At 71.9% G+C, this 26,036-nt stretch carries 19 protein-coding genes and 2 tRNA genes; 10 read left to right on the top strand and 11 right to left on the bottom strand.

Annotation, left to right across the window (positions count from 1 at the left end):
- The first annotated feature begins 4 nt into the window (after window positions 1-4).
- From Q9R28_RS08685 to Q9R28_RS08675, 3 genes are all read left to right on the top strand, one after another.
- The gene (locus Q9R28_RS08685) at window positions 5-3,196 is read left to right on the top strand and encodes a GH92 family glycosyl hydrolase (protein WP_251154780.1); all 3,192 of its coding nucleotides are present in this window, start codon (window positions 5-7) and stop codon (window positions 3,194-3,196) included.
- 136 nt (window positions 3,197-3,332) lie between these two features.
- Entirely contained in the window at window positions 3,333-4,499 is a 1,167-nt protein-coding gene (locus Q9R28_RS08680; RefSeq protein ID WP_251154781.1) for a hypothetical protein, read from the top strand.
- A complete protein-coding gene (locus Q9R28_RS08675) occupies window positions 4,496-6,208 on the top strand; it encodes a glycosyltransferase (protein ID WP_311205902.1) in 1,713 nt (570 codons plus the stop codon). Before Q9R28_RS08680 ends, Q9R28_RS08675 begins: the two co-directional genes overlap by 4 nt.
- Window positions 6,209-6,290: 82 nt before the next feature.
- On the opposite strand, the gene Q9R28_RS08670 is transcribed toward Q9R28_RS08675, so the two are convergent.
- Window positions 6,291-6,364: transfer RNA gene (locus Q9R28_RS08670), tRNA-Gly, on the bottom strand.
- A gap of 55 nt (window positions 6,365-6,419) precedes the next feature.
- Between Q9R28_RS08670 and Q9R28_RS08665 the strand changes: the two genes are divergently transcribed.
- From Q9R28_RS08665 to Q9R28_RS08645, 5 genes are all read left to right on the top strand, one after another.
- On the top strand, window positions 6,420-6,743 hold the full coding sequence (locus tag Q9R28_RS08665) for a hypothetical protein (protein ID WP_311205901.1): 324 nt from the start codon (window positions 6,420-6,422) through the stop codon (window positions 6,741-6,743).
- A 53-nt stretch (window positions 6,744-6,796) separates the two neighbouring features.
- Window positions 6,797-6,873 (top strand) — tRNA-Pro (locus Q9R28_RS08660).
- A 36-nt stretch (window positions 6,874-6,909) separates the two neighbouring features.
- Window positions 6,910-8,253, top strand: coding sequence for a trigger factor (tig, locus tag Q9R28_RS08655; RefSeq protein WP_066653120.1), 1,344 nt, complete (start codon window positions 6,910-6,912; stop codon window positions 8,251-8,253).
- Window positions 8,254-8,411: 158 nt separating this feature from the next.
- Window positions 8,412-9,038, top strand: coding sequence for an ATP-dependent Clp protease proteolytic subunit (locus Q9R28_RS08650; RefSeq protein WP_066653123.1), 627 nt, complete (start codon window positions 8,412-8,414; stop codon window positions 9,036-9,038).
- Between the two features lie 26 nt (window positions 9,039-9,064).
- On the top strand, window positions 9,065-9,724 hold the full coding sequence (locus tag Q9R28_RS08645) for an ATP-dependent Clp protease proteolytic subunit (protein ID WP_066653125.1): 660 nt from the start codon (window positions 9,065-9,067) through the stop codon (window positions 9,722-9,724).
- Between the two features lie 114 nt (window positions 9,725-9,838).
- Here Q9R28_RS08645 and Q9R28_RS08640 read toward each other — a convergent pair whose 3' ends face one another.
- The gene (locus tag Q9R28_RS08640; protein WP_066653127.1) at window positions 9,839-10,462 is read right to left on the bottom strand and encodes a copper resistance CopC family protein; all 624 of its coding nucleotides are present in this window, start codon (window positions 10,460-10,462) and stop codon (window positions 9,839-9,841) included.
- Between the two features lie 65 nt (window positions 10,463-10,527).
- Window positions 10,528-11,250 carry a YcnI family protein gene (locus Q9R28_RS08635; RefSeq protein ID WP_251154786.1) on the bottom strand — a complete coding sequence of 241 codons (723 nt, stop codon included), beginning with the start codon at window positions 11,248-11,250 and terminating at the stop codon, window positions 10,528-10,530.
- A 196-nt stretch (window positions 11,251-11,446) separates the two neighbouring features.
- On the opposite strand from Q9R28_RS08635, the gene clpX reads away from it, so the two are divergent.
- Window positions 11,447-12,727, top strand: coding sequence for an ATP-dependent Clp protease ATP-binding subunit ClpX (clpX, locus tag Q9R28_RS08630; protein ID WP_066653131.1), 1,281 nt, complete (start codon window positions 11,447-11,449; stop codon window positions 12,725-12,727).
- Window positions 12,728-12,989: 262 nt separating this feature from the next.
- Here clpX and Q9R28_RS08625 read toward each other — a convergent pair whose 3' ends face one another.
- The 4 genes from Q9R28_RS08625 to valS all read right to left on the bottom strand — a co-directional run bounded on the left by Q9R28_RS08625 (window position 12,990) and on the right by valS (window position 18,816).
- Window positions 12,990-15,017, bottom strand: coding sequence for a M3 family metallopeptidase (locus Q9R28_RS08625; protein ID WP_311205900.1), 2,028 nt, complete (start codon window positions 15,015-15,017; stop codon window positions 12,990-12,992).
- 126 nt (window positions 15,018-15,143) lie between these two features.
- Window positions 15,144-15,752, bottom strand: coding sequence for a TetR/AcrR family transcriptional regulator (locus Q9R28_RS08620; RefSeq protein ID WP_271827119.1), 609 nt, complete (start codon window positions 15,750-15,752; stop codon window positions 15,144-15,146).
- A gap of 115 nt (window positions 15,753-15,867) precedes the next feature.
- Window positions 15,868-16,119, bottom strand: coding sequence for a hypothetical protein (locus tag Q9R28_RS08615; RefSeq protein WP_066653141.1), 252 nt, complete (start codon window positions 16,117-16,119; stop codon window positions 15,868-15,870).
- 105 nt (window positions 16,120-16,224) lie between these two features.
- Window positions 16,225-18,816, bottom strand: coding sequence for a valine--tRNA ligase (gene valS, locus Q9R28_RS08610; RefSeq protein ID WP_311205899.1), 2,592 nt, complete (start codon window positions 18,814-18,816; stop codon window positions 16,225-16,227).
- Window positions 18,817-19,041: 225 nt separating this feature from the next.
- On the opposite strand from valS, the gene proP reads away from it, so the two are divergent.
- Entirely contained in the window at window positions 19,042-20,616 is a 1,575-nt protein-coding gene (gene proP / locus Q9R28_RS08605) for a glycine betaine/L-proline transporter ProP (RefSeq protein WP_311205898.1), read from the top strand.
- Window positions 20,617-20,816: 200 nt separating this feature from the next.
- Here proP and Q9R28_RS08600 read toward each other — a convergent pair whose 3' ends face one another.
- The 4 genes from Q9R28_RS08600 to Q9R28_RS08585 form a co-directional block, all read right to left on the bottom strand.
- A complete protein-coding gene (locus tag Q9R28_RS08600) occupies window positions 20,817-22,385 on the bottom strand; it encodes an ABC transporter ATP-binding protein (RefSeq protein WP_311205897.1) in 1,569 nt (522 codons plus the stop codon).
- A 68-nt stretch (window positions 22,386-22,453) separates the two neighbouring features.
- The gene (locus Q9R28_RS08595; RefSeq protein ID WP_209683439.1) at window positions 22,454-23,332 is read right to left on the bottom strand and encodes an ABC transporter permease; all 879 of its coding nucleotides are present in this window, start codon (window positions 23,330-23,332) and stop codon (window positions 22,454-22,456) included.
- Window positions 23,329-24,399, bottom strand: a complete 1,071-nt coding sequence (locus Q9R28_RS08590; protein WP_311205896.1) for an ABC transporter permease — start codon at window positions 24,397-24,399, stop codon at window positions 23,329-23,331. The genes Q9R28_RS08595 and Q9R28_RS08590 overlap by 4 nt, the downstream gene beginning before the upstream one ends.
- On the bottom strand, window positions 24,384-26,027 hold the full coding sequence (locus tag Q9R28_RS08585; protein WP_081984734.1) for an ABC transporter substrate-binding protein: 1,644 nt from the start codon (window positions 26,025-26,027) through the stop codon (window positions 24,384-24,386). Before Q9R28_RS08585 ends, Q9R28_RS08590 begins: the two co-directional genes overlap by 16 nt.
- Between the last annotated feature and the right edge of the window lie 9 nt (window positions 26,028-26,036).

Below are 26,036 nucleotides of genomic sequence, written 5' to 3'. Positions count from 1 at the left end.
ACCGATGAGTGCTGAACGCCGTGGCGGCCCGACCGGCCCTGTGACCGCGGTCGCGGCCCGGAACGGGGTCGGGTTCGTCTCGCAGCAGGCGACCCCGATCGAGCAGACCGACCCGACGGGGACCGTGCAGGTCCTCGACGGGCACCGAGGTCACGATGTCGGGCCGACCGACGTCCTGACCTGGGTCTGGTTCCCGGAGCGGTCGCTGCCCGACGGGCGGACCGAGCCGACGACCACGGACCTCGACCGGTTCTGGGCCGCCACGGCGTTCGCACTCGACGTCGTCTTCACCGACGGCGCCCGACTCAGCGCGGGCGGCGCCCGCGACCAGTACGGCGACCTCGTCACTCCCGAGGCACAGGACGACGCCCGCAAGCAGTGGGTCGACCAGTGGAACCGGCGGACCGTCGACCTGTCGGCGCACGTCGGCCGGACGGTGGACCGTCTGGAGGCCCGGCTCGGCCGGGCGGACCGGCCCGCGCCCGACGGTGACCCCGGCACCGCCGTCCGCGGTTGGCTCGACGACGTCCGGATCGGACCCGCCGGGCGCGCGACCGGTTACCTGCCGGAGGGTGCCCGACCGCTCGACCACGTCCGCACCACGCGTGGCACCCACTCGTCCGGCACGTTCTCGCGCGGCAACACCGCACCCCTCGTCGGCCTCCCGCACGGAGGTGTCTTCGGCCTGCCGATGACCGACGCTGCCGACAGCCGGTGGCCGTACGCCTACCAGGAGCACAACCGGCGGAGCGACAACCGGCCCACGATCCAGGCGTTCGCGACGAGTCACCTGCCCTCGCCGTGGATGGCCGACCGCGGGGTGTTCCAGGTCATGCCCTCCCCGCTCGCCGACCCCGACCTCGACCGGACCGCCCGCGCGCTCGGCTTCGACCACGTCGACGAGGCCGACGGCCCGCACCGCTACCGGGTCACCCTCGACGCAGGCGTCACCGCCGAGATGACCGCCGGGGAGTTCGCCCTCGCGTGGCGGTTCACCGGCGTCCGCAGCATCGTCCTCGACCACCACGGCGTCCTCCGCTCGTGCACGGTCCGCATCGAGGACGGCACCGCGGTCGTCGACGCCCTGCTCGACGACCGGGCCGAGACGCCGCCGCACCACGTGCACGTGCGGATCGGGAACGCCCTCGCCGACCGGACGACGTTCGTCGACGGCGAGCTCCGCGGACGGGTCGAGGTCGCCGGTGACACCGACGTGCTCCTCGGCATCTCCACCGTGTCCGCCGAGGACGCGGTCGCGAACCTCGACGCCGCCGGTGACTTCGACGCGATGTACCAGCACGCCGAGGAACGCTGGACCGCCGAACTCGACACACTGCAGGTCGAGGGCGCCACCCCGGACCAGCTCGTCTCGCTGTACTCCGGCCTGTACCGGGCGTTCCTCCACCCGACCCGGGCGGGGGAGACCGCGCTGACCGGGAGCCCGCGACACCGTTCCCCGTACGGCGGCGTGCTGACCGTGCCGATCCGCGACGAGCCCGGGCCCGAGGTCGTCGACGGCCCGCTCACCACCACGAACGGGTTCTGGGACACCTACCGGACCGCCTGGCCGCTGCTCGCGCTGCTCACGCCCGACACCGCCGCCGACCTCGCCGAGGGGGTCGTCGGCCACTTCACCGACGGCGGGTGGACTCCGCGGTGGAGTGCGCCCGGGGCCGAGGACGTGATGACCGGCACGACGAGCGACACCGTCCTCGCCGATCTCGTGGCGAAGGGTGTCGACGGCTTCGACGTCGAGCAGGCGTACCGGTCCGCGGTGCGGAACGCGACCGTCCCGTCACTGGACCGACGCGTCGGGCGGAAGGGGAGCCTCCCGGGCGACCTCCGCGGGTACGTCGACACGGCGACCGACGAGGGGATGTCGTGGACCCTCGACGCCGCGATCAACGACTGGGGCGTCGCCGTCCTGGCCGACGCGATGGCCACGCGAGCCGCGGCCACCGGTGACGCGGACGGCGAGCGACGGTACCGGGCCGAGCACGAGTGGTTCGCACGCCGCTCGCTCCGCTACCGGAACGTCTTCGACCGGGAGCGCGGGTTCTTCATCGGCCGCACGCCGGACGGCGCCTGGCGGTCCGGGGACGACTTCGACCCGGACGTGTGGGGGAGCGACTACACCGAGACCAACGCCTGGGGCACGATGTTCACCGCGCCGCACGACGGCGCCGGGATCGTCGACCTGCACGGTGGACCGGCCGGCTTCGACGACGCCTTCCAACGGTTCCTGCAGCGGCCCGAGACCGGCGCCACCGACCGGTCCGGGTCCTACGGGTTCGCCATCCACGAGATGACCGAGGCGCGCGACGTCCGCACGGGGATGCTCGGCCTGTCGAACCAGCCCGCGCACCACATCCCGTTCTTCCCGATGTTCACCGGACGGCACGACGACGCGCACCGCATCGTCCGCGAGTGCCTCGACCGGCTCTTCGTCGGCTCCGACCTCGGTCAGGGGTACCCGGGCGACGAGGACAACGGCGAGATGAGCGCCTGGTACGTCCTCGCCACGATCGGCCTGTACCCGCTGGCACCGGCGACCGGCACCTACGTGCTCGTCCCGCCGTCGGTCCGGCGGACGGTCCTGCGACGGCCGGGAGGCGCGTCCACCGTCATCGAGACCGCCGGGGACGGACGGTTCATCGCGTCCGTCACGGTCGACGGTGAGCCGTGGGGCTCGATCAGCATCCCGCACACGGTGGTCGCCGCCGCGGAGCGGATCGTCGTCACCCTGGCGGAGGCCCCGACGGGGTGGGCTGCGGACACCCGACCGGTCTCGGCGTCCGAGCTGCACGGCTTCCGGGACACCCCCGACGACGTCCTGCCCGTGGGGGCGTCGCCCCTGACCGACGACACCGGACTGACCCCGGTGGCGCTCACCGCGGGGGAGTCGGTGTCGGTGCCGGTCACCGCGGCCGGGACGTCCCTGTACACCGTGACCGCGGCAGCGCCGGTGACGGCCTCGTGGCGTGCGGTGCTCCGGAGTGCGGACGGCACGGTGGTGCACGCCGTCGAGGAGCGGGACGCGGCCTTCACCTGGGCCGGGCAGACCCGGGTCTTCCGGTTCGCGGGCGGGGTGACCGGCGGGACGCTGGCGTTCGAGGCTGCCACACCCGTGGTGCTGACGCAGCTGCAGCTCATCGCGGCGGACAGCACGGTCACGGCCGGGACCGACGTGCACTGACCCGGCGCACCCGGTGTTGGTCGTCCGCCACGAGGGGGACCGGCTTGTACCCCGTTCGTGGGCTGTCGCGCTCCGGGGACACGGGGTGGAATGGACGGTGCAGGACACCCCTGCGTGCTTCACCCGGAGGAGCCGCATGACCGTCACGCTCTCCCGCCCGCACCCGGCGCCGACCGGTGCGGTGCCGGCACCCGCACCGCTACGGCCCCTGCCGTCCGTCGCCGTCCGGTGGCTGCTCCGCGCCGCCTTCGCGCTGCCCTACGTGGCCCTCGCGCTCGTGGCGTCGCGCATCACGACGACGCCGCTCATCGGGCTGACCGGCAACCAGGTCACGCTCGACCGGGCGACGGCCGCGCTCGACGGCGGCGTGGTGCCGGCCATCGGGCAGCTCTGGCCGCTGCTCTCCGGGGTGCTCCTGCGCTTCATGCCCTTCGGTGTGCAGGGTGCCGCGGTGCTCGGCGGGATCGTCGCCGGCGTGCTGCTCCAGCTCCTCGCGCAGGACATGCTGCGCCGCGGCCTGCGCATGCGCGAGGTCGTCGCGTTCACGATCGCGCTCGGCGCCAACCCGCTGTACGCCTTCCTCGCGCTCGACGACCTGCAGGCGTTCCTCGGCATCGCCCTCTTCGCCCTGGCCGTCGTCGACATGGTGCGGTTCTTCGCGTGGGGGGACACGCAGGCGGGGTTCCGCGCCGGCCTCGCGCTGATGCTGTCCACGCTGGTCGACCCGATGGGCTTCGTCTACGTCGGCATCGCGGCGCTCGCCGCCCCGTTGCTCGACCTGGCACGGCACGACCAGCGCGGCATCCGGCGGGCGAACGTGCTCGTCCTGGTGTTCCCGAGCATCGCCGTCGCGCTCTCGACGGCCGTCCTCGACCTCATGGTGCTCCACGACCCGTTCGCGGCGCTGCGCGGGACGATCAGCGTGTCCGAGGAGCGACTCGACGGCCTGCGCCACCTCTTCGCCTCGGCGGACGGCCTGCTCCTGGTGACGATGCTCGTCGCCGGCGCCACCCTGGCCCTGCTCGTGCGCCGGCCCGGCGCGATCGCCCTCGTCGCGGCGCTCTTCGTCGGCACCGTGGGCGGGTACGCGATCGGGCTCGTGCCGGTCGCGACGGCCGGCAACGTCTTCGTCACGATGCTCAGCGTCGCGATCGCGATCCTGCCGCCGGTCGCCGGCCGGGTCACCAGCACCCTGGTCGTCGTCCTCGCCGTCCTGCAGGTCCCGCTCGCGTGGGCCGCGGCCTCCGAACGCCAGGTCGTCGTCGAGTGGATGCACGCCGTCGTGGCGGTGGTGCTCCGGTGACCGCCGTCGGAGCGCGGTCGCCGGTGGACGCCGAGCCGACCGTCGTGGTCGGTGGGACCGGTCGGCACCGCGGCGAGGACGTCGACTGGCGACCGCGGCACCGGTGCTCCGTGCAGCGGCACGTCGAGGAGGGCTGGGTCGCGTCCGCCCGCATCCGCGAGGGCGTCCTCGTCCTGACCAGCGGTCGGTCGGACCCGGACGTCCTCCGGGCGGCGCTCACCGAGGAGTTCGGCGAACCCGTCGTCCTCCGCAGCGCGTCCGAGGCGGACGTCCGGCAGCGCATCGCGTACGAGCTCGAGGAGGAGGTCGCCGACCTCGCCGCCCACGGTCTCGCCCGGACGAACCCGGCCCTGTCCGCACGGACCGTCCTCTCACGAGGACAACGGGTCGGCGGTGCGGTCGCCCTGCTCCTGTTCGCGGTGTGCCTCGTCCTCGCACCGGGCAGCACGGTCGCGGTCGCGACGGCGGTGCTCTCCCTGGGGTTCCTGGCCGGGATCCTCTTCAAGTTCTGGGTGTCGATGGTCGGGGCCCGCTTCGACCTGGTCGAGCAGGTCTCGGCCGAGGACGTCGCCGCCCTGGACGACGCCGCCCTGCCGACCTACACCGTGCTCGTGCCCGTGTTCCACGAGGCGAACATCGTGCACGACCTCGTCCGGAACCTCGAGGTGCTCGACTGGCCGAAGGACCGGCTCGAGGTCCTGGTGCTCGTCGAGGCCGAGGACCACGAGACCCGCGAGGCCGTCATCGACGCAGCCCCGCCGGACTGGATGCGCGTCGTCATCGTCCCGCCGGGGTCACCCCAGACGAAGCCGCGCGCCTGCAACGTCGGCCTCGCCATCGCGCAGGGGGAGTACGTCGTCATCTACGACGCCGAGGACCGTCCCGACCCCGACCAGCTCAAGAAGGTGTTCCTGACCTTCGACCGCGCCGGGGACGACACCGTGTGCGTGCAGGCGGCGCTGAGCTACTTCAACGCCGACGAGAACCCGCTCACGCGCATGTTCACGCTCGAGTACTCGTACTGGTTCGACTACATGCTCGCCGGCCTCGACGCGCGACAGCTGCCGATCCCGCTGGGCGGGACGTCGAACCACTTCCGCGCCGAGCTGCTCCGTGAGCTCGGCGGGTGGGACCCCTACAACGTGACCGAGGACGCCGACCTCGGCATCCGCGCGTCCGCCGTCGGGTACCGCGTCGCCGTCGTCAACTCCACGACGATGGAGGAGGCGAACACCTCGATCCCGAACTTCGTCCGGCAGCGCTCCCGGTGGATCAAGGGCTACATGCAGACCGCCCTCGTGCACGCGCGCAGGCCCCGGGCGCTCGTCCGCGAGATCGGCCCGCGTCGCGCGGCCGCGTTCGCCCTGCTCATCGCGGGGACCCCGCTGACGTTCCTCGGGATGCTGCCCGGCGTCCTCGTGACGATCGCGACGCTCGTGCTGCCGGCCGACTGGACCGCGCCGCTGTTCCCGGCGCCGGTGCTGTGGCTCTGCGTGCTCGACTTCCTGCTCGGCAACGCCACGATGATCTACCTGACGATGATGGGGCCGTACAAGCGCGGGCGGTTCGACCTGATGGGCTGGGCGCTCCTCAACCCGCTGTACTGGATCCTGCACTCGGTCGCCGCGTACAAGGGCCTGTGGCAGCTGATCACCCGGCCGCACTACTGGGAGAAGACCGAGCACGGCCTGACGAAGACGACCGCCTGATCGCGACGACGGGGACGACGGTGTGGAGGGGATGACGGGAATCGAGTTTCGGCGCAGCGCCGGTCGGGCCGTGAAGAGGACGTGGAGGGGATGACGGGAATCGAACCCGCGTGGCCAGTTTGGAAGACTGGGGCTCTACCATTGAGCTACATCCCCGCACTGCGGCACCAGTCCGCAGCGCCACCATCGTAGCGGACGAACGGCCCCCGACATGCCATCGAACGTGCTGCCGCAGCCGGACGGCTCCGACACGCGCCGGATCAAGCGCTCCCGGGTGCTCTCGTTCGCGCTGCTCGCCGTCGCCGCCGTGGTGTTCTCGCTCCGTCCCGAGGCCTTCGGCGACCCGCAGGCCCAGCCCTGGCACGCCCTGCTGCACGTCTGGCGCATCGTCCTCGGCGTCGCGCTCGTGGTCGCCGCGCTCGGGGTGCAGGTCGCCGTCGGGGTGCGGTGGCGACGGGGCCTGCGGCGCAGCGCCGAGCAGGAACCGTCCACACGCGGCACGCCGCCCGGGAACCAGGCAGCGGGGGACCGCTAGACTCGTCGCGGTCGTGCGTGCCCTCGGGCGTGCGCGGTCACCTGGCCCAGTCACGGGGCGTAGCTCAGCTTGGTAGAGCGCCCGCTTTGGGAGCGGGAGGTCGCAGGTTCGAATCCTGTCGCCCCGACCAGGTCCACTCGAACGTCAACCAACAGGAGTACATCCCTTGGCCACCAGCACCGTCGACAAGGTGAGCGACACCCGCGTCAAGCTCACCGTGAACGTGACGCCGGACGATCTCAAGCCGAGCATCGACCACGCCTACAAGCACATCGCCGAGCAGATCAACATCCCCGGCTTCCGCAAGGGCAAGGTCCCGCCGGCGATCGTCGACCAGCGCGTCGGCCGCGGCGAGGTCCTGAACCACGCCGTCGGTGACGCCATCGACACCTTCTACCGCCAGGCGGTGGAGGAGCAGGAGCTGCGCATCCTCGGCCGTGCCGAGGCCGACGTCGCCGAGCTCCCGAACGTCGCGGACTTCTCGGGCGACCTCGTCCTCACCTTCGAGGTCGACGTCCGTCCCGAGTTCGACCTCCCCGCGTACGACCAGTACGAGCTCACGGTCGACGCCGTCGAGGTCTCCGACGACGAGATCGAGGAGGAGCTGCAGAACCTGCGCACCCGCTTCGGCACGCTCGTGACGGTCGACCGCCCGGCCGAGACCGGCGACTTCGCCCAGATCGACCTGACCGCCACCATCGGTGACGACGAGGTCGACTCGGCCACCGGCGTCTCCTACGAGATCGGCTCGGGCGACCTGCTCGAGGGCATCGACGAGGCGCTCGAGTCGCTCACCGCCGGTGAGTCGACCACCTTCGAGTCCACGCTGGTCGGTGGCGACCGCGAGGGCGAGACCGCGCAGATCGCCGTCACCGTCACCGCCGTCAAGGAGCGCGAGCTCCCCGAGGCCGACGACGAGTTCGCCCAGATCGCCAGCCAGTTCGACACCATCGACGAGCTCAAGGCGGACCTGAAGGAGCAGATCGCGAAGTCCAAGACCTTCGGTCAGGGCGCCGCGGCTCGCGACAAGCTCGTCGAGAAGCTCATCGAGGACGTGGACATCCCGATCTCGGAGCAGCTCATCGAGGACGAGGTGCACCGTCACCTCGAGCAGGAGAACCGTCTCGAGGACGAGGAGCACCGCAAGGAGGTCTCCGAGTCCAGCGAGAAGGCCTTCCGCTCGCAGCTGCTCCTCGACGCCATCGCCGAGAAGGAGGAGATCCAGGTCTCCCAGGAGGAACTCACCCAGTACCTCATCCAGGCGGCGTCGCAGTACGGCATGGAGCCGGCCGAGTTCATCAAGGTGATCGACCAGAACGGGCAGATCCCCGGCATGGTCGGCGAGGTCGCCCGCTCGAAGGCGGTCGCGACCGTCCTGTCGAAGGTCACCGTCAAGGACACGAACGGCGACGCCGTCGACCTGTCCGCCTTCACCGCCGGTGTGGCGCAGGAGTCGGCTGACGACGAGTCGGCCGACGCCGACGAGGTCACCGAGGCCGACGCGAAGTAACGCGACGCGCTGACGGACGGGAGGCACGGTGCCAGCTGGCACCGTGCCTCCCGTCCGTCGTCCCGGCACCATCCGACCGCCCAGAGCGAACAGACGCGAAGTGGTGCGTTGCACCCGATAAGTTCGACATCAAGCGACAACTGAACGGGAGCTTTTCCATGGCCGAAGCGACACTGAACCCCAGTGTTTTTGACCGCCTTCTGAGAGACCGGATCGTGTGGCTCGGCTCTGAGGTCCGCGACGACAACTCGAACGAGATCGCAGCGAAGCTGCTGATGCTCGCCGCCGAGGACCCCGAGAAGGACATCTACCTCTACATCAACTCGCCCGGTGGCTCGATCACCGCGGGCATGGCGATCTACGACACGATGCAGTTCGTGCCGAACGACATCGTCACCGTGGGCATCGGCCTCGCCGCCTCGATGGGGCAGTTCCTGCTCTCGTCGGGTACCCCGGGCAAGCGCTACATCACCCCGAACGCCCGCGTGCTCCTGCACCAACCGTCCGGTGGCTTCGGCGGCACCGCTGCCGACATCCAGACGCAGGCGAAGGTCATCCTCGACATGAAGCAGCGGATGGCGGAGCTCACGGCGGAGCAGACCGGCAAGACGATCGAGCAGGTCCTCAAGGACAACGACCGTGACAACTGGTTCACGGCGCAGGAGGCCCTGGAGTACGGCTTCGTCGACCACCTCCGCGCGTCGTCGGTCGAGGTCGTCGGCGGCGGCGGCACCGTGAGCGACGGCGAGACGCCGACCGCGGCAGCCGAGCCCGAGTCCAACTGACCACCACCGAAGAGAAGGAAACGAGAATGCACCTCCCCATGCTCGGTGGCGCGCAGAACGTCCCGGCTCCGTCCGATCGCTACATCCTCCCCAGCTTCGAGGAGCGCACGGCCTACGGCTTCAAGCGGCAGGACCCGTACGCGAAGCTCTTCGAGGACCGCATCGTGTTCCTCGGCGTCCAGGTGGACGACGCGTCCGCCGACGACGTCATGGCCCAGCTGCTCGTGCTCGAGTCGATGGACCCGGACCGCGACATCGTGATGTACATCAACTCGCCCGGTGGCTCGTTCACCGCGATGACGGCGATCTACGACACGATGCAGTACATCCGTCCGCAGATCCAGACGGTCTGCCTCGGCCAGGCCGCTTCGGCCGCGTCCGTACTCCTCGCCGCGGGGACCCCCGGCAAGCGTCTCGCGCTGCCGAACGCCCGCGTGCTCATCCACCAGCCCGCCGTCCAGCAGGGTGGCGGTCAGGCGTCCGACATCGAGATCCAGGCGGCGGAGATCCTCCGCATGCGCACCTGGCTCGAGGAGACGCTGTCGAAGCACTCGAACCGGACCCCGGAGCAGGTCAACAACGACATCGAGCGCGACAAGATCATGTCCGCGGAAGAGGCACTCGAGTACGGCCTGATCGACCAGGTCCTCACGAGCCGCAAGAACCTGCCGGCGCTCGTCAAGTAGCGCTGCACGCACGAAGGCCCCGCACCGATCGGTGCGGGGCCTTCGTCGTGTCCGGTGCGGCGTCGAGGATGCGGATCCGGCCTGGAGGCGCGGTGCCGGTCCGGTGGGAGGGTGTCAGTCCTCGTCGTGGTCGTCGGCCGCCGGGGCGGCGGGACGGCGACGGAGCAGCAGCAGGACCGCGACGACGACGCCGGCGAGGACGATGCCACCGGCGCCGATGAACAGGGCGTCGGTCGCGCTCGAGTCGCCGGTGTCACCGGATGCGGCGTCGGGTGCGCTGGACGCTGCGGCCCCCGAGCCGCCCCCGCTGCCGTCGGCGCAGGTCGCCGGCGTCGCGGTGCCGCGGTCGGGGGAGAAGCCGGCCGGGGCCTTCCAGGTGAAGTCGTACCGGTCGGAGACCGTGTGGCCGTCGGCCGAGACGATCTGCCACTCGACCTCGTACTTCCCGGAGTCGCCGAGGGCGGCCTTCGTCGTCATCGAGGGGCCGTCCACGGAGACGCAGCCGTCCTCGTGGTACCGACCGTCCGGGCCGATGACCCGGAAGGCGAAGCCCGAGTCCGACCCGCCGATCGCCAGGAGCCGGTCGTTCGTCGTGATGTCGAAGCGGTCGGGGAGCTCGGTGAGCGTCCCGCCCACCTTCGGCGTCGACGACACCAGGTAGTTGTGCGCGCTGGCGGGGGCGGCGAGCCCGAGGACCGCACCGCCCGCGACGGCGAGGGTCGCGGCGGTCGCGGCCACGGGCCTCCAGACCGGACGCCGGTCACCCGGGGACCGACGGGCGCGCGTCGGCCGTGCGCTCCGCGTCACTTCGAGGCGTCCCGGCGGCGCGTGGCGGCGACGGCGACGACCAGGCCGACGGCCCCGACCACCAGGCCGCCGAGGCCGAGGAAGCGACCGACCAGGTCGGGCTGCGCCGCGGTGGTCGTGGTGTCGCTCGCGGTGGCCGTCGTCGCGTCGTCGTCGTCACCGCTCGCCGCGCTGGCGGCGGTCAGGACGATCGACGGCGCGGGGTGCTCCGGCTCGGACTCGCCGCTCTTCTGCACCTGGTCCCAGTCGGTCGACCCCTGCTCGCAGGTCTGCACGACCGGGAAGGCCACGCGGTCGCCCGGCTTGCCGTCGGGCAGCGCGAAGGACAGCGAGAAGGTGTCGCGCTCGTCGGCGGGCAGCGGGGTCTTCGCGGTGTAGGTGACGCTCGTGACGCGCTCGGCGCCGGCCTCGGACTCCTCGTCGCTCGCAGCGCTGCTCGACGGGGCGGTGTAGGGCTCGGTCGCCTTCGTGATCGTCCAGTTCGGGTTGACGGTCGGCGTGACCTCGATGACGGACTCGGGCACCTGGAAGACGAGCTTCGTGGTGGGGGAGCCGTCGCAACCGTGCGGCACCGAGAACGTCGCGGTCGTGTACGAGTTCGCCGCCGTCGAGGTCGCATCCGCCTCGACGTGTGCGCTCGCGGCGGCCGCGGTGCCGAGGACGATCGCGGCGGTGACGCCGAGGGTTCCGGTGCCGAGGAGGGCGAGGCGCTTCGTCATGGGGTCCTTCCGGTTTTCTACAACTTGTAGAGGAACGTGCCAACGGTACCAGGTGTGCACGCCCTGGGCGAACGCGTGGGGACAGGCCGGACGGCGTCGCCGTGGGTGTCACCGGATGCGGTTAGAGTCGATCACATCGGGCGGGTCACCAGCCTGCATCGCTGAACTGCACCGGTCATCCAAGGAGGGCACCGACATGGCACGCATCGGGGAGAGCGCTGACCTGCTCAAGTGCTCCTTCTGCGGCAAGAGCCAGAAGCAGGTCCAGCAGCTCATCGCCGGGCCGGGGGTGTACATCTGCGACGAGTGCGTCGAGCTGTGCAACGAGATCATCGAGGAGCGCCTCGCCGAAGCGGGTGAGGACACCACGAGCGGCGACTTCGAGCTGCCGAAGCCCCGCGAGATCTTCGACTTCCTGCAGGAGTACGTGATCGGCCAGGACCCGGCGAAGCGTGCGCTGGCCGTGGCCGTCTACAACCACTACAAGCGCATCCGTGCACAGGGGCAGATCACCGCTGCCGAGGACCGCGACGACGTCGAGATCGCGAAGTCGAACATCCTGCTCATCGGGCCGACCGGCTGCGGCAAGACCTACCTCGCGCAGACCCTGGCGAAGCGGCTCAACGTGCCGTTCGCCGTCGCCGACGCCACCGCCCTGACCGAGGCCGGGTACGTGGGCGAGGACGTCGAGAACATCCTGCTCAAGCTCATCCAGGCCGCGGACTACGACGTCAAGCGGGCCGAGACGGGCATCATCTACATCGACGAGGTCGACAAGATCGCACGCAAGGCGGAGAACCCGTCGATCACGCGCGACGTCTCCGGCGAGGGCGTGCAGCAGGCGCTGCTCAAGATCCTTGAGGGCACGACCGCGTCGGTCCCGCCGCAGGGCGGTCGGAAGCACCCGCACCAGGAGTTCATCCAGATCGACACGACGAACGTGCTGTTCATCGTGGCGGGGGCGTTCGCGGGACTCGAGGACATCGTGTCGTCGCGCGTCGGCAAGCGCGGGATCGGGTTCGGCGCTCCGCTGCACAGCCCGCTCGACCAGCAGGACCTGTTCGCCGACGTCCTGCCCGAGGACCTGCACAAGTTCGGGCTCATCCCCGAGTTCATCGGTCGTCTGCCCGTCGTCACGACGGTGTCGCAGCTCGACCAGGCGGCGCTCATGCAGATCCTGACCGAGCCGAAGAACGCGCTCGTGAAGCAGTACCAGCGGATGTTCGCGATCGACGGTGTCGAGCTCGACTTCGACCGCGGGGCGCTCGAGGCCATCGCGGACCTCGCGGTGCTGCGGCAGACCGGTGCCCGCGGCCTCCGGGCCATCCTCGAAGAGGTCCTCGGCCCGGTCATGTTCGACGTGCCGTCGGACGACGACGTCGCGCGCGTCGTGATCACCCGCGAGTCCGTGCTCGAGAACGCCGCGCCGACGATCGTGCCGCGTCCCCGGGCGAAGCGCGTGGAGAAGTCCGCGTAGCGTCCGACACCCGCAGCCCGACGGCCCGGTCCCCGCGTGGGGCCGGGCCGTCGCCGTGTGCGGGAGGGGGTGCGGGTGCGGGTGCGTTCGTGGGAGCGTTCGTGGGAGCGGTGCGCAGGCGGACCGGGGTGATCCGCGGTGTGACGTGCCGCTGCACAACCGGAAGCACGTCGCGCCGCGGACTTCCGCGGCGCGACGTGCTTCCGGTTGTGCCGACGCACTGGCCCGGCGCCGCGGCGGCGCGCCGCGGCGCGGCGCCGCGCTACTCGAGCCCGCGACGGCGCAGCAGCGGCCCGACCTCGGCGTCGCGGCCGCGGAACGCACGGTAGGCCTCGAGGGGGTCCTGCGCGCCGCCGACCCCGAGCACGAGCGACGCGAACCGCTGCCCGGCCTCGCGCGAGAGTCCGCCGTGCTCGCGGAACCACTCGACGGTGTCCGCGTCGAGCACCTCGGACCAGATGTACCCGTAGTACCCGGCGTCGTACCCGCCCGAGAACGTGTGCGCGAAGTACGTCGACGAGTACCGCGGCGGCACCGCGGCCACGTCGATGCCCGCGGACGCGAGGGCCTGGCGCTCGAACGCCTCGACGTCGGTCACCTCGGCGGCCTCGGCGGCCGACAGACGGTGCCACGCCTGGTCGAGCAGCGCCGCGGCGAGGTACTCGGTGGTCGAGAAGCCCTCGTTGAAGCCGGCGGAGTCGCTCAGTCCGAGCACGAGCTCGGGCGGCAGCGGCTCGCCGGTCTCGTGGTGCTTCGCGTAGTTCGCGAGGACCGAGGGCCAGGTCACCCACATCTCGTTGACCTGCGAGGGGAACTCCACGAAGTCCCGTTCGACGTTCGTGCCCGAGAACCGCGGGTAGGTCGTCCTGGCGATGAGCCCGTGCAGCGCGTGCCCGAACTCGTGGAAGAGCGTCTCGACCTCGTCCTGGATCAGCAGCGTGGGGGAGCCGGCGGCGGGCTTCGCCACGTTGAGGTTGTTCACGACGACGGGCAGCGTGCCGAGCAGGTGTGACTGCTCGACGACGGGGTTCATCCAGGCACCGCCACGCTTGCCGTCCCGTGTGTAGAGGTCGAGCAGGTAGAGCCCGACCTCCTCCCCGGAGTCGCCGTGCACCTCGAAGACCCGGACCTCGTCGTTGTAGCCGTGCAGGTCCGAGCGTTCGGTGAACGTCAGTCCGTACAGGGCGCCGGCGGCGTGGAACACCCCGTCGTGCAGGACGCGGTCGGCCTCGAAGTAGGGCCGCAGCGCCGAACTGTCCGCGGCGAACTGCTCGCCGCGCAGGACCTCCGTCGCGTGTGCCCAGTCCCAGGCCTCGACGTCGAAGCCGACCGTGCGGGAGCGGACGGCGCGCTCGTCCTCGGCGTTCGCGGCCGCGGCCGGGACGAGCGAGGAGAGCAGGCCGTCGACCGCCTCGGGCGTCCCCGCGGTCTCGTCGGCCGTCACCACGGCAGCGTGGTTCGGGAAGCCGAGGAGTTCGGCCCGCTCGGCCCGGAGCCGGACGATGCGCAGCAGGACCTCGCGGTTGTCGTGCGCGTTCCCACGACGCCCCCGCGACAGCGAGGCGCGCATGATCCGTTCGCGCAGGCCGCGGTCGGTCAGCGAGGCGAGCCACGGGTGACCCGTGTACAGCGGCAGCGTCACGAGCCAGCCGTCGAGGCCGCGGTCCGCCGCGGCTGCGGCGGCGGCCGACTTCGCGCCGTCGTCGAGTCCGGCGAGCTCCTGTTCGTCGGTGACGTGCACGGCGAGGTCGTTCGTGTCCTCGAGCAGGTTGCGCTCGAAGGTCGTGGTGAGCGTCGAGAGTTCCTGGTTGATCGCGGTGAGACGCTCCTTCCCACCGTCGTCGAGGCCGGCTCCCGCGAGCGTCATCTCGGTGTGCACCCGCTCGACGAGTCGACGGTCCTCGTCGGACAGGTCCGCACGCTCGTCGAGCGAGGACCGCACCGCATCGACCCGTGCGTACAGGCGCGCGTCGAGGGTGATCGCGTCGCGGTGGGCGGCGAGGAGCGGCGACACCTCGGCCTCGAGGTCGTGCAGCTCGGGCGTCGAGTCGGCGGAGGACAGCGTGAAGAAGACGTGCGAGACCCGGGTCAGCAGCTGCCCGGAGCGTTCGAGCGCCACCAGCGTGTTCTCGAACGTCGCTGCACCGGGATCGGCGGCGATGGCCTCGACCTCGGCACGCTGCTCGGCGATGCCGGCGTCGAACGCGGGACGGAAGTGCTCGAGCCGGACTTCGTCGAACGGCGGCAGGGCGTAGGGGAGGGTGCTCGGCTGGTCGAACGGGGTGTCCATGGCCCCACCCTACGGACCGGACCGGACGCCGGTCTGGAGGCACGTGGCGGGCCCGCCCCGCGCCTCCCGGCCGACGTCGGGTCGTGTCGGGCGTCGTGTCGTCGAGCGTCAGGTCAGCGCGTCGGGTCAGCGCGTCCGGTCGGTCCCCGCACGCATGGCCACGTCGATCAGCGTGGCTGCCGCGCGCCGCGCGTGCCGTGCCGGCGTCGTGTCGCCCGCGATCGCGGCCGTCGTCTGCGCACCCTCGGCGAGGAGTGCGAGCTGGGCGGCGAGCTCCTCGGCCGCGTCGAGGTCCGGCACGGCGGCCGCGGCGAGCCCGGCGACGTACCGCTGGAACGAGTCCTTGTGCTCGCGGGCGATCTCGGCGACCGCGGGGGAGGTCGCACCCAGTTCACCGAAGGCGTTGATGAAGCCGCAGCCGCGGAAGGTGTCGTCGCCGAACCACTGCTCCAGGAAGTCGTACATCGCGAGCAGCCGGTCCCGCGGGGTCCCCGCTGCGGCCACCGCCTGCTCGATGCCCTGCTCCCAGAGGTCGTGCCGCCCGCCGAGCACCGCGGCGACGAGCTGCTCCTTGCCGGGGAACACCGAGTAGAGCTTCTTCAACGAGACGCCGGCGGTCGTCCGGATCTCGTCCATGCCGACCGACTGGAACCCGCGGGCGTAGAAGAGCGCGTCCGCGGCGTCGACGATGCGCTCGCGCACCTGCGGGTCGGTCGTGCTGGCGGTGCCGGACACGGGCATCCCCTTCCTCCGCTGCGGTCCCACTCGTCCCCGTCGCCTCGGGAACGGACGTTCTCCAGTGTAGGCCGCGTCCCCCGGTCCCGGTCGAGCCCGGGATCGGGGGGACGGCCTAGTCCTCCTCCGGCGCGTCGTCCGGGTTCGTCACCTGCGCACGCCCGGCGGGGTCGAGGTGGATCGACGTGCCGTCGTCGAGCTCGACGATCGGCTTGCCCTCGAGGTACGTCAGCGTCCAGCGCCAGGTCGATGCGTCGACCGACGCCGCCGCCAGCTCCTCCTCGACACCGCGCGCGGCGACGACCATCGCCTCGGGGAGTCGCTCGGGTGGCTGCCCACCCACGTTCCAGCGTGTACCCAACTGCATCCGTGCCTCCAGTGCCGACTCGTGCTCGTGCTCGTGCTCGTGCTCGTGCTCGTGCTCGTGACGACGGGCCGGGCCGCACGCGACCCGGCCCGTCGACGGACGACGCTACGCCTGCTGCTCCGCGAGCTCGATCTCGGTCACCGCGAGCTCCTCGCCGTCCGTGAACGACAGGTTCTCGATGCGGCCCACGGCGGCCAGGTCGACCGCCGCGCGCTCGATGAGCGCGCGCTGGTCGGCCGGAGCCGCCACGACGGCACGGGTGACCGGCGTCTTCTGGGACGCCTTGGCTGCGGTCTTCGCACCGCGGATCCCGATCAGCGCCTGGCCGACGGCGGCCAGCAGCCCGGACGGCTCCGCCTGCGTCGGGAGCTCCGTGACCGTGGGCCACGCGGCCGTGTGCACGCTGGTGTCGTGGGTCCAGGCCCACACCTCCTCCGTCGCGAACGGGAGGAACGGTGCCAGCAGACGGAGCAGCGCGTCGATCGCGGCGCGCAGCGCCAGGACCGCACTCGCCTGGGTCTCGTGCGTCGCGTCGGGCGCGGTGCCGTAGGCACGCTCCTTGACCAGCTCGAGGTAGTCGTCGCAGAAGGTCCAGAAGAACCGCTCGGTGACCTCCAGCGCACGGGCGTGGTCGAAGCCGTCGAACGCGGCGGTGGCCTGCTCGATCACGGAGCCGAGCTCCGCCAGCACGTCGACGTCGAGGGGCTCGGTGACGGTCGTCGCACCGCTCGGCAGTTCGAAGCCGTACACGAACTTCGCCGCGTTGAGCACCTTGATCGCCAGGCGACGACCGACCTTGATCTGCTTCGGGTTCTGCGGGTCGAAGGCCGCGTCGGTGCCGAGCTTCGACGAGGCTGCCCAGTAGCGGACCGCGTCGGCACCGTGCTGCTCGAGGATCGAGAGCGGCGTGACGACGTTGCCCTTCGACTTCGACATCTTCTTGCGGTCGGGGTCCACGATGAAGCCGGAGATGCTCGCGTGCTTCCACGGCGCGACGTCGGCCTCGAGCTGGCTGCGGAGTGCCGTCGTGAAGAGCCACGTGCGGATGATGTCCTGCGCCTGCGGGCGGACGTCGTACGGGAACACGAGGTCGTAGAGCGCCGGGTCCGTCTCCCACTTGCCCGCGAGCTGCGGGGTGAGGGACGAGGTCGCCCAGGTGTCCATCACGTCGAGCTCCCCCTGGAAGCCGCCGGCGACGCCGCGCTGGTCCTCGGCGTACCCGGGGGCCGGCTCGGACGCCGGGTCGACGGGCAGCTGTGCCTCGGTCGGGACGATCGGCTGGTCGAAGACCGGGTTGCCGTCGGCGTCGAGCGGGTACCAGACCGGGATCGGCACGCCGAAGAAGCGCTGGCGCGAGATGAGCCAGTCGCCGGAGAGGCCACCGACCCAGTTGTCGTAGCGGACGCGCATGAAGTCCGGGTGGAAGGCGATCTCCTCGCCGCGCTTCCGCAGGGTCTCCTTGAGCTGCTCGTCGCGCGCGCCGTTGACGATGTACCACTGGCGGGTCGAGACGATCTCGAGCGGCTTGTCGCCCTTCTCGAAGAACTTCACCGGGTGGTTGATCGTCTTCACGTCGCCGACGAGCTCGCCCGACTCGGTGAGCGCGTCCACGAGGACCTTCTTCGCCGAGAAGACGGTCTTGCCGGCCATCTCGGCGTAGAGCTCCTTGCCGCGGGTCGACTCGATCCACGCGGGCTCGTCCGAGCGGACGCGGCCGTCGAAGCCGATGATCGCGCGGTTCGGCAGCTGCAGTTCGCGCCACCACACCACGTCGGTGGTGTCACCGAAGGTGCAGACCATCGCGATGCCCGCGCCCTTGTCCTGCTGCGCCAGGTGGTGCGCGAGGACCGGGACCTCGACGTCGAACAGGGGGGAGCGGACGGTCGTGCCGAACAGGTCCTGGAAGCGCTCGTCGTCCGGGTGCGCGACGAGGGCGACGCAGGCGGGGAGCAGCTCCGGACGGGTGGTCTGGATGACGACGTCCTCGCCGCCGTCGGTGCGGTGGAACGCCAGGCCGTGGTACGCGCCGGGCATCTCCTTGTCCTCGAGCTCGGCCTGCGCGACGGCAGTGCGGAAGGTGACGTCCCAGAGCGTCGGGGCGTCGGCCTGGTAGGCCTCGCCGCGCTCGAGGTTGCGGAGGAACGCACGCTGCGCGCTCGCCCGCGAGGTGTCGTCGATCGTGCGGTACGACTGCGTCCAGTCCACCGACAGGCCGAGCGTGCGGAAGAGGTGCTCGAACTGCTGCTCGTCCTGCACGGTCAGGCGCTCGCACAGCTCGATGAAGTTGCGGCGCGAGATCGGCAGCTGGTCGCCCGCCTTGCTCGACTTGCCGTCGCCGCCCTCGAACGGCGGCACGAAGGCGGGGTCGTAGGGGAGCTGCGGGTCGCACCGGACGCCGTAGTAGTTCTGCACGCGGCGCTCGGTCGGCAGGCCGTTGTCGTCCCAGCCCATCGGGTAGAAGACGTGCTTCCCGCGCATGCGCTCGTACCGGGCCTTGAGGTCGGTGTGCGTGTAGGAGAACACGTGCCCGATGTGCAGCGAACCCGACGCGGTCGGCGGCGGGGTGTCGATCGAGTACACCGCGTCCTTCGTCGCGCTGTCGCGGTCGAAGCGGTAGGTGCCGTCCTGCTCCCAGACCGGACCCCAGACGTCCTCGAGGCCGTCCACCGTGGGCTTGTCGGGCATGGGCTTCGTCATGGCAGGGCCTTTCGATCGATGTGTGCGGCACCGAGTCCGTGGTGAGGTGCCTGAGTGTCGCGCGTACAGTACGCGGTGGCCTCATCGTAGCGGTCCGCCGCGTCGGAGCGCTCCATCTGGTAGGCTGTCGGAGTTTGTCCGGCGAGCGCGGTGTTCGCGAGGACTGCACAGTCGCTCTCCGCCGGATGCCCGAAGGCAAGACACAGCACTACCGGAGGAACGAACTTGGCACCGAACGACGCACACCAGCACGGCGACCGGCCGTTGCGCACGAAGGGCGCAGCGAAGCGTGCACGCCGCAAGCTGACCGAGGACGACGTCACCGTCGTCGAGGAGTCGCTGCTCAAGCGTGCCGTCGCCGCCGCGGCCCTCGGCAACGCGATGGAGTGGTTCGACTTCGGCATCTTCGCGTACCTGACGGTCACGATCTCGAAGGTGTTCCTGCCGGCGGGCGACCCGACGTCGAACCTCGTCGCGACCTTCGGGTTCTTCGCGGCCGCCTTCATCGTCCGCCCGATCGGCGGCGCCGTCTTCGGCCCCATCGGCGACAAGATCGGCCGGCAGAAGGTCCTCGCGCTGACGATGATCCTGATGGCCGCCGGCACGCTCATGATCGGCCTCATCCCGTCGTACGCGACGATCGGCTTCTGGGCCCCCGTGCTGCTCCTCGTCGCCCGCTTCGTGCAGGGCTTCTCGACCGGTGGTGAGTACGGCGGTGCCGCGACCTTCATCGCCGAGTACTCGCCCGACAAGCGCCGCGGGTTCATGGGCTCGTGGCTCGAGTTCGGCACGCTGGCCGGCTACGTGCTGGGCGCGTCGATCGTCACGGTCCTGCAGTACGCGATGCCCGAGGACACCCTGCTCAGCTGGGGCTGGCGCATCCCGTTCATGATCGCCGGTCCGCTCGGCCTCATCGGGCTCTACCTCCGCCTGAAGCTCGAGGAGACCCCGGCCTTCCAGAAGCAGCAGGAGCAGGCCGCCGAGCGCGAGTCGCAGAAGACGCCGTTCCTCAAGCTGTTCGCCGAGAACTGGCGCTCGCTCATCATCTGCATCGGCCTGGTCCTCGTGTTCAACGTGACCGACTACATGCTGCTGTCGTACATGCCGACCTACCTCGAGACGAACCTCGGGCAGAACGCCACGTTCGGCCTGATCCTCATCGTCATCGTGATGATCCTGATGATGGTCGTCATCACCTTCGGTGGTCGCCTGTCCGACAAGTTCGGCCGCCGGCCGGTCCTCGCCGCCGGCTGCATCGGCTTCATCGTGCTGTCGTGGCCGGCGCTCAAGCTCGTCCAGACCGGGACCGGTGCCGGGGTCTTCTTCGGCCTGCTGATCCTCGGTCTCGTGCTCGTCACGTTCACGTCGACCATGCCGTCGACGCTCCCCGCGCTGTTCCCGACGATCATCCGCTACGGCGCGCTGGCGATCGCGTTCAACGTGTCCGTCTCGCTCTTCGGTGGCACGACGCCGCTCGCGACGCAGGCGCTCATCGCCGGGGCGAAGGACGCCGGGCTCTCGTGGGCCGAGGACATCCCGGCCTTCTACCTCATGTTCGCGGCCGTGATCGGCCTCGTCGCGGTGTTCTTCACCAAGGAGACGGCTGCGACGCCGCTCATGGGCTCGGGCCCCACGGTCGCCCACGAGGACGAGGTCGCCGACGTCATCAAGGACTACAACGACCCGACCTCGGAGCTCGCGCAGTCCGACTGGGCGAAGGACTTCTCGACGAGCGAGATCCCGATCATCTCGGGGGACACCCCGAAGCCGGGGTCCGACAAGGAGCCCGCAGGCTCGTAGCCGCCGCTGTCGGCCGGGAGGCACGGTGCACGTCCGCCACGGACGCGCACCGTGCCTCCCGGCATTTCCGCTCTGCGGGCGCTCCCCGAGTCTCGGCTCGGCGGACACGTTCGCGGCTTCGCTACCGCGAACGTGTCCGCCTGGGCGAGACTCGCCCGCTGCCGCGGCGCCACCGCGGCGCCGGCGCCGGCGCGCAGCGCTCAGGCGCCGCGGGCGAGCCGGGCGGCAGCGTCGACCAGGCGCGCGGTCGCCGGGTGCTCCGGCGCGCCGAGCACGCGTTCCGCGGGGCCCTGCTCGACGACGCGGCCGTCGTGCACCACGAGCACCTCGTCCGCCATCCGGCCCACGGCGCGCAGGTCGTGCGACACGAACACCATCGCCACGCCGGTCTCGTCGCGCAGCCGTTCGAGCAGCGTGAGCACCGCGTCCTGCACGGTCGCGTCGAGTGCCGTCACCGGTTCGTCGAGCACGACCACCTCGGGCGACGTCGCCAGCGCCCGGGCGATCGCCAGTCGTTGCCGCTGTCCGCCGGAGAGCGTGCGCGGGGCGCGTGACCGCAGCTCGGGGTCGAGTCCCACCTGACGGAGTGCGGCGTCGACCGGGTCGGCCAGACCACCCCGCGCCCGCCGCTCCTGCCCGCGGGACAGGGCGTCCGCGAGCACCCGTCCGACGCTCCACCGCTCGTCGAAGGTCGCCCCGGGGTCCTGCACGACGGCCGCCACCCGGTGCCGACGAGCCCGGCGCTCGCGCTCGGGCAGGGGCACCCACGGGTCGCCGTCGAGCGTGACGGTGCCGGCGTCCGGCGTCTCGAGTCCGAGCAGCATCCGCGCCACCGTCGTCTTGCCCGACCCGGAGGCGCCGATGACACCCGTCACGCGGCCCGGTCGCACGGTGATCGACACGTCCTGCACGGCGGGCACCCCGTCGAAGGAACGGGACAGCCCGGAGCCCTCGAGGAGCGGGGCCGACGGCGCACCGGTCCGGGGCACCCGTCCCACGGCCCGGCGCGTGTCCGCCCGTGCCGCCCGCACCAGGGCTGCGGTCGCCGGGTGCTGCGTTGCTGCGAAGACCTCGGCGACCGGTCCGTGCTCGACCACCGTCCCCTCGTCGACGACGAGCACCCGGTCCGCCCACCCGGCGACGAGCCCGAGGTCGTGCGTGATGACCAGCAGCCCGGCGCCGCGGTCCTGCACGGCCCGGAGCTGCTCCATCACGGTGACGGCCACGGCGGCGTCGAGGGCGGTCGTCGGTTCGTCCGCCACCACGAGCGCGGGGGAGGCCACGGTCGCCGCCGCGATCAGCGCGCGCTGTCGCATGCCTCCGGAGAGCGTGCCGGAGCGCCGGCCGTCGGTCGCCATCGCGGGGTCGAGCCCCACGCCCGCCAGTGCGGCGCGCACGGCATCGACCCGTTCTGCTGCGCGCAGGTCGGTGTGCAGGCGCAGGGCGTCGGCGACCTCGCGGCCGACGGGGCGGAGGGGGTCGAGTGCGCCGAGGGCCTCCTGGCCGACGTAGCCGACGGTGCTCCCGCGGAGCCGACGCCAGCGCCGCTCGGCGAGCCCGCGCACGTCGGAGCCGACGAGGTCGAGGCGGTCGGCGGTGACCGCGGCACCCGCTGCGGAGAGCCCGAGCACCGCCCGGGCGGTCACGGTCTTGCCGGAGCCGGACGCCCCGACCAGGGCGACGCACTCACCGGCGTCGACGTGCAGGTCGACGCCGTGCACCACCGTCGCGCCGTCGATCGACACCGCGAGCCCGCGGACGTCGAGCACGCGGGTCCCCACCGGCCGTGCTGCACCGGTCCGTCCCGCGACGTCGTCGGGCCCCCGCTCGGAGCCCCTCACCGCACGGCCCCCGTCCGCCGCACCGCACGGCCGAGCACCGTCACCGCGGTCGCCAGCACCACGATGGCGAGGCCCGGGAAGGTGCTCATCCACGGCGCGGTCAGCAGGTAGGTGCGGCCGTCCGCGAGCATCGCACCCCACTCCGGCGCGGGCGGCGGGGTCCCGACCCCGAGGTAGCTGAGCGCCGACGCCCACACGACCGCCTGGCCGACCCCGAGCGTGGCGACGGCGACGACGGGCCAGAGTGCCGCGGGCAGGACGTGCCGGAACACGATCCGGCCGGGGGAGCGGCCCTGCAGCACGGCGGTCTCGACCACCTGCGACGACCGCGCACTCCGGACCAGGCCGCGGACGATCCGGGCGTACCCGGGCGCCGTGGCGAACCCCACCGCCAGGGTCGCGGGCACCGGTCCGGGGCCGGTGACCGCGATGACGACGAGCGCGACGAGCAGCAGCGGCAGCGCGAACGCCACCTCGGTGACCCGGCCGACGACCGCGTCCACGATCCGACCACCGAGTCCGGCGAGCGTGCCGAGCAGGATCCCGGTGAGACCGCCGACGAGCGTCGCGGCGACCCCGACCACGAGTGACGCCCGTGTCCCCGCGACCACGCGCGCGAGCACGTCGCGTCCGGACTCGTCGGTGCCGAAGGGGTGCGCCGGTCCGGGTGGCGTCAGGGCGTCGGCGGGGTGCACCGCGAGCGGGTCGCCGCCGCCGAGCAGCGCCGGCCAGACCGCCGCCAGCACCGCGACCGCGACGACGACCGCCGCGACCGAGCCCGCCGGGCCGAGCGTCCCCCCACGGAACCGCTCGGACCGTCGGGCCCGCCCCTCGGACGCACCGGCCGGGAGGCCCGGGTCGAGCACCCCGCTCACCGTGCGTCCACCCTGCTCTGCGTGCGCACGCGCACTCGCCCCACGCGACCGGCCGGGCGTCGGTCGCGGGTCCGCGGGTCCACCGCCCGCTCGACCAGGTCCGCGACCGCCAGCACGACGACGTACGCCGCGGCGGACACGAGGGCGATCCCGGCCACCAGGGGCATGTCCCGCTGGGTGACCGCGGTGACCAGGGCACGACCGATGCCGGGCAGCGCGAAGACCGACTCGACGACCACGGCACCGGAGACCAGCGAGCCGAAGGCCCACGCGGACAGGGCGATCCCGGGGAGCGCCGCGTGCCGGAGCAGGTGACGACCGAACAGTCCGACGCGGGTCTCCCCGCGGCCGCGGGCTGCGAGGGCGAACGCGGAGCGCTGGGCGTCGACCACGCCGTCGCGGACCGTCTCGGCGAGGTACCCCGCGACCGGCACGGCGACGGTGAGCACGGGCAGGACCCAACCGCGCAGGCTGCCGTCCGACACCGCCGGCACCCACCCGAGTGCGCTCGCGAAGACCACGATGAGCACGCTGCCGAGCCAGAAGTGCGGCACGACGCTCGCCGTCACGGTGATCGCGCCGGTCAGGGCCGCGGCGATCCGCCCGCGCTGCGTCGACCACCACGCGGCGCCGATCGCCAGGACCCAGGCGACGACGAGTCCGGCGACCGCGAGCGTCAGCGTCACGGGGACCTGCTGCGCGAGGAGCTCGGACACGGGCGTGCGAAACGCGTACGAGTCGCCGAGGTGCCCGGTCGCCAGGCGCCCGAGGAACACCGCGTACTGCACGAGCACCGGCCGGTCGAGGCCGTACTCGCGGCGGACCGCGTCGACCGCCTCCGCCGAGGCCTGGGACCCGGGGCCACCGAGGATCGCCAGCGCCGGGTCACCCGGGATCAACCGGATCGCGACGAAGACGATCGTGGCGACCGCCCAGAGCACCCCGGTGCCGCCGGCCGCACGGCGGAGACCCCACAGGACCCACGCCGACCACCCGCGACGGGTGCCGGTGCGTGGCGGACGCGGGGCGGGCCTCCCGGCCGGCTCGCCCGTCAGCGGGCGATCCACGCGGTGCCGAACCACGGGGTGGAGACCGACGTGGTCTCGATGCCGTGGACGGCGGAGCGGTACAGGAAGTGGTTCTGCTGGTCGTAGAGCGGCAGGACGGTGCCGCTCGCCAGGATCCGCTGCTGCGCCTGGCGGTACAGGTCGCCGCGCTCGTCGGCGTCCGACGTGCGTGCCGCACGCTCCAGCAGGTCGTCGACCGTCGGGTCGTCGAGCTGCGCGAGGTTCGCGAAGTAGCCCGACGGTGCGGGCTCGATGCTCGCGCTGTCGTACAGGATGCGGAGGACGTCCGGGCCGACCTTGGTGTACGGAGCGCTGACGACGTCGTACTCGTTCGCGGCGAGGGCGGCGTACCAGCTGGAGAGGTCGAGCTCCTCGAGCCGCACGTCGAACCCGACCGCCTTCTCGGAGGCCTGGACCTGCTGGAACAGGCTGCGCTCCGCGGGCACCGACTGGTTCGTCGACACCGGGAAGGTGACGGTGAGCCGCTGCCCGTCCTTCTCGCGGACGCCGTCGCTGCCGACCTTCCAACCGGCCTCGTCGAGCAGGCGTCCGGCCGTCTTCGGGGAGTACTCGAACAGCGCCGGATCGGAGTACCCGTCGGGCTCGACGCTCGACAGCACCGAGTACGAGCGCTTCGCGGTGCCGAGGAACAGGCTCTGCAGGCCCGGGTCGATCTCGGCGCCGGCGATGAAGGCCTTCCGGACCGCCTCGTCGCGGAACACCCCGTGCCCGGAGTTCAGTTCGAGGCGGTTCGAGGCGCCGGGGCGCGGGGCGTCGAGGTCGCGGATCGCGCCCTTCGTCGAGGCACTCTTGAGCTGGTCGGGCTGGGCGTTGTCGATGACGTCGACCTGACCGGCCTGCAGTGCGGCGTAGCGCGAGGTCGAGTCGGGCAGGAAGCGCCACGTGATGCCGTCGAGGCGGGGCGCCGTCGAGCCGGTGAGCGGCGTGTACCCGTCGTTCTTCGTCAGCGTGATGCGATCGCCCCGCTGCCACTCCGTGACGCTGAACGGGCCGGTGCCGACGGGGGATGCGCAGTTCGTCGCCTGCGGCCGCTGCAGGGCCTTCGGCGACTCCATGCCGACCCAGGGCTGCGAGAACGACTCGAGCAGTGCGCTGTCCGGGCGGCTCAGGGTCAGCGTGACGGTGTGGTCGTCGGTCGCCGTGGCCTTCGTGATCGACTGCAGGGCGAGGTAGCCCGTGCTCGACGCCGTCGTCGGGTCCTGCACGTGCTCGATGTTCGCGACGACGGCGGCCGCGTCGAACGGGGTGCCGTCGGAGAACGACACGTCCGTGCGCAGGTCGAGCGTCAGGGTCTTCCCGTCGTCGCTCGTCGTCCACCCGGTCGCGAGGGCCGGCGTCGGCTTCCCCGCCCGGTCGAGCCCGGTGAGCATCTCGATGTACTGCGTCGACAGCAGGGCCTGCGGGTAGTTGCCGCCGACGTGCGGGTCGAGGCAGGTCGGCTCGGCGTCGCCGGAGGCGTACGTGAGCGTCCCCCCGCTGACCGGCGTGCCGGCGTCGGTGGCGGTGCCGCCGCCGGTGCAGGCGGTCAGGGCCAGCAGGACCGCGGTGGCTCCCGCGGCGGTGAGGAGCGCGCGGGCGCGTGTTTTCTGTACTCGGTCCAAGATCATGGCTGCACG

Origin of the sequence: Curtobacterium sp. BRD11, from assembly GCF_031844345.1 — a bacterium.
Classification (GTDB): Bacteria; Actinomycetota; Actinomycetes; order Actinomycetales; family Microbacteriaceae; genus Curtobacterium.
Note: the sequence above shows the minus strand (reverse complement) of the source record. Positions and strands in the feature narration are given on the sequence as shown.

Coding starts and splice junctions, on each gene's coding strand:
- Q9R28_RS08585 (WP_081984734.1), bottom strand. CDS start 26,027: ATGATCTTGGACCGAGTACAGAAAACACGCGCCCGCGCGCTCCTCACC.
- Q9R28_RS08685 (WP_251154780.1), top strand. CDS start 5: ATGAGTGCTGAACGCCGTGGCGGCCCGACCGGCCCTGTGACCGCGGTC.
- Q9R28_RS08615 (WP_066653141.1), bottom strand. CDS start 16,119: ATGCAGTTGGGTACACGCTGGAACGTGGGTGGGCAGCCACCCGAGCGA.
- Q9R28_RS08650 (WP_066653123.1), top strand. CDS start 8,412: ATGGCCGAAGCGACACTGAACCCCAGTGTTTTTGACCGCCTTCTGAGA.
- Q9R28_RS08625 (WP_311205900.1), bottom strand. CDS start 15,017: ATGGACACCCCGTTCGACCAGCCGAGCACCCTCCCCTACGCCCTGCCG.
- Q9R28_RS08680 (WP_251154781.1), top strand. CDS start 3,333: ATGACCGTCACGCTCTCCCGCCCGCACCCGGCGCCGACCGGTGCGGTG.
- Q9R28_RS08645 (WP_066653125.1), top strand. CDS start 9,065: ATGCACCTCCCCATGCTCGGTGGCGCGCAGAACGTCCCGGCTCCGTCC.
- Q9R28_RS08665 (WP_311205901.1), top strand. CDS start 6,420: ATGCCATCGAACGTGCTGCCGCAGCCGGACGGCTCCGACACGCGCCGG.
- valS (WP_311205899.1), bottom strand. CDS start 18,816: ATGACGAAGCCCATGCCCGACAAGCCCACGGTGGACGGCCTCGAGGAC.
- Q9R28_RS08635 (WP_251154786.1), bottom strand. CDS start 11,250: ATGACGAAGCGCCTCGCCCTCCTCGGCACCGGAACCCTCGGCGTCACC.
- clpX (WP_066653131.1), top strand. CDS start 11,447: ATGGCACGCATCGGGGAGAGCGCTGACCTGCTCAAGTGCTCCTTCTGC.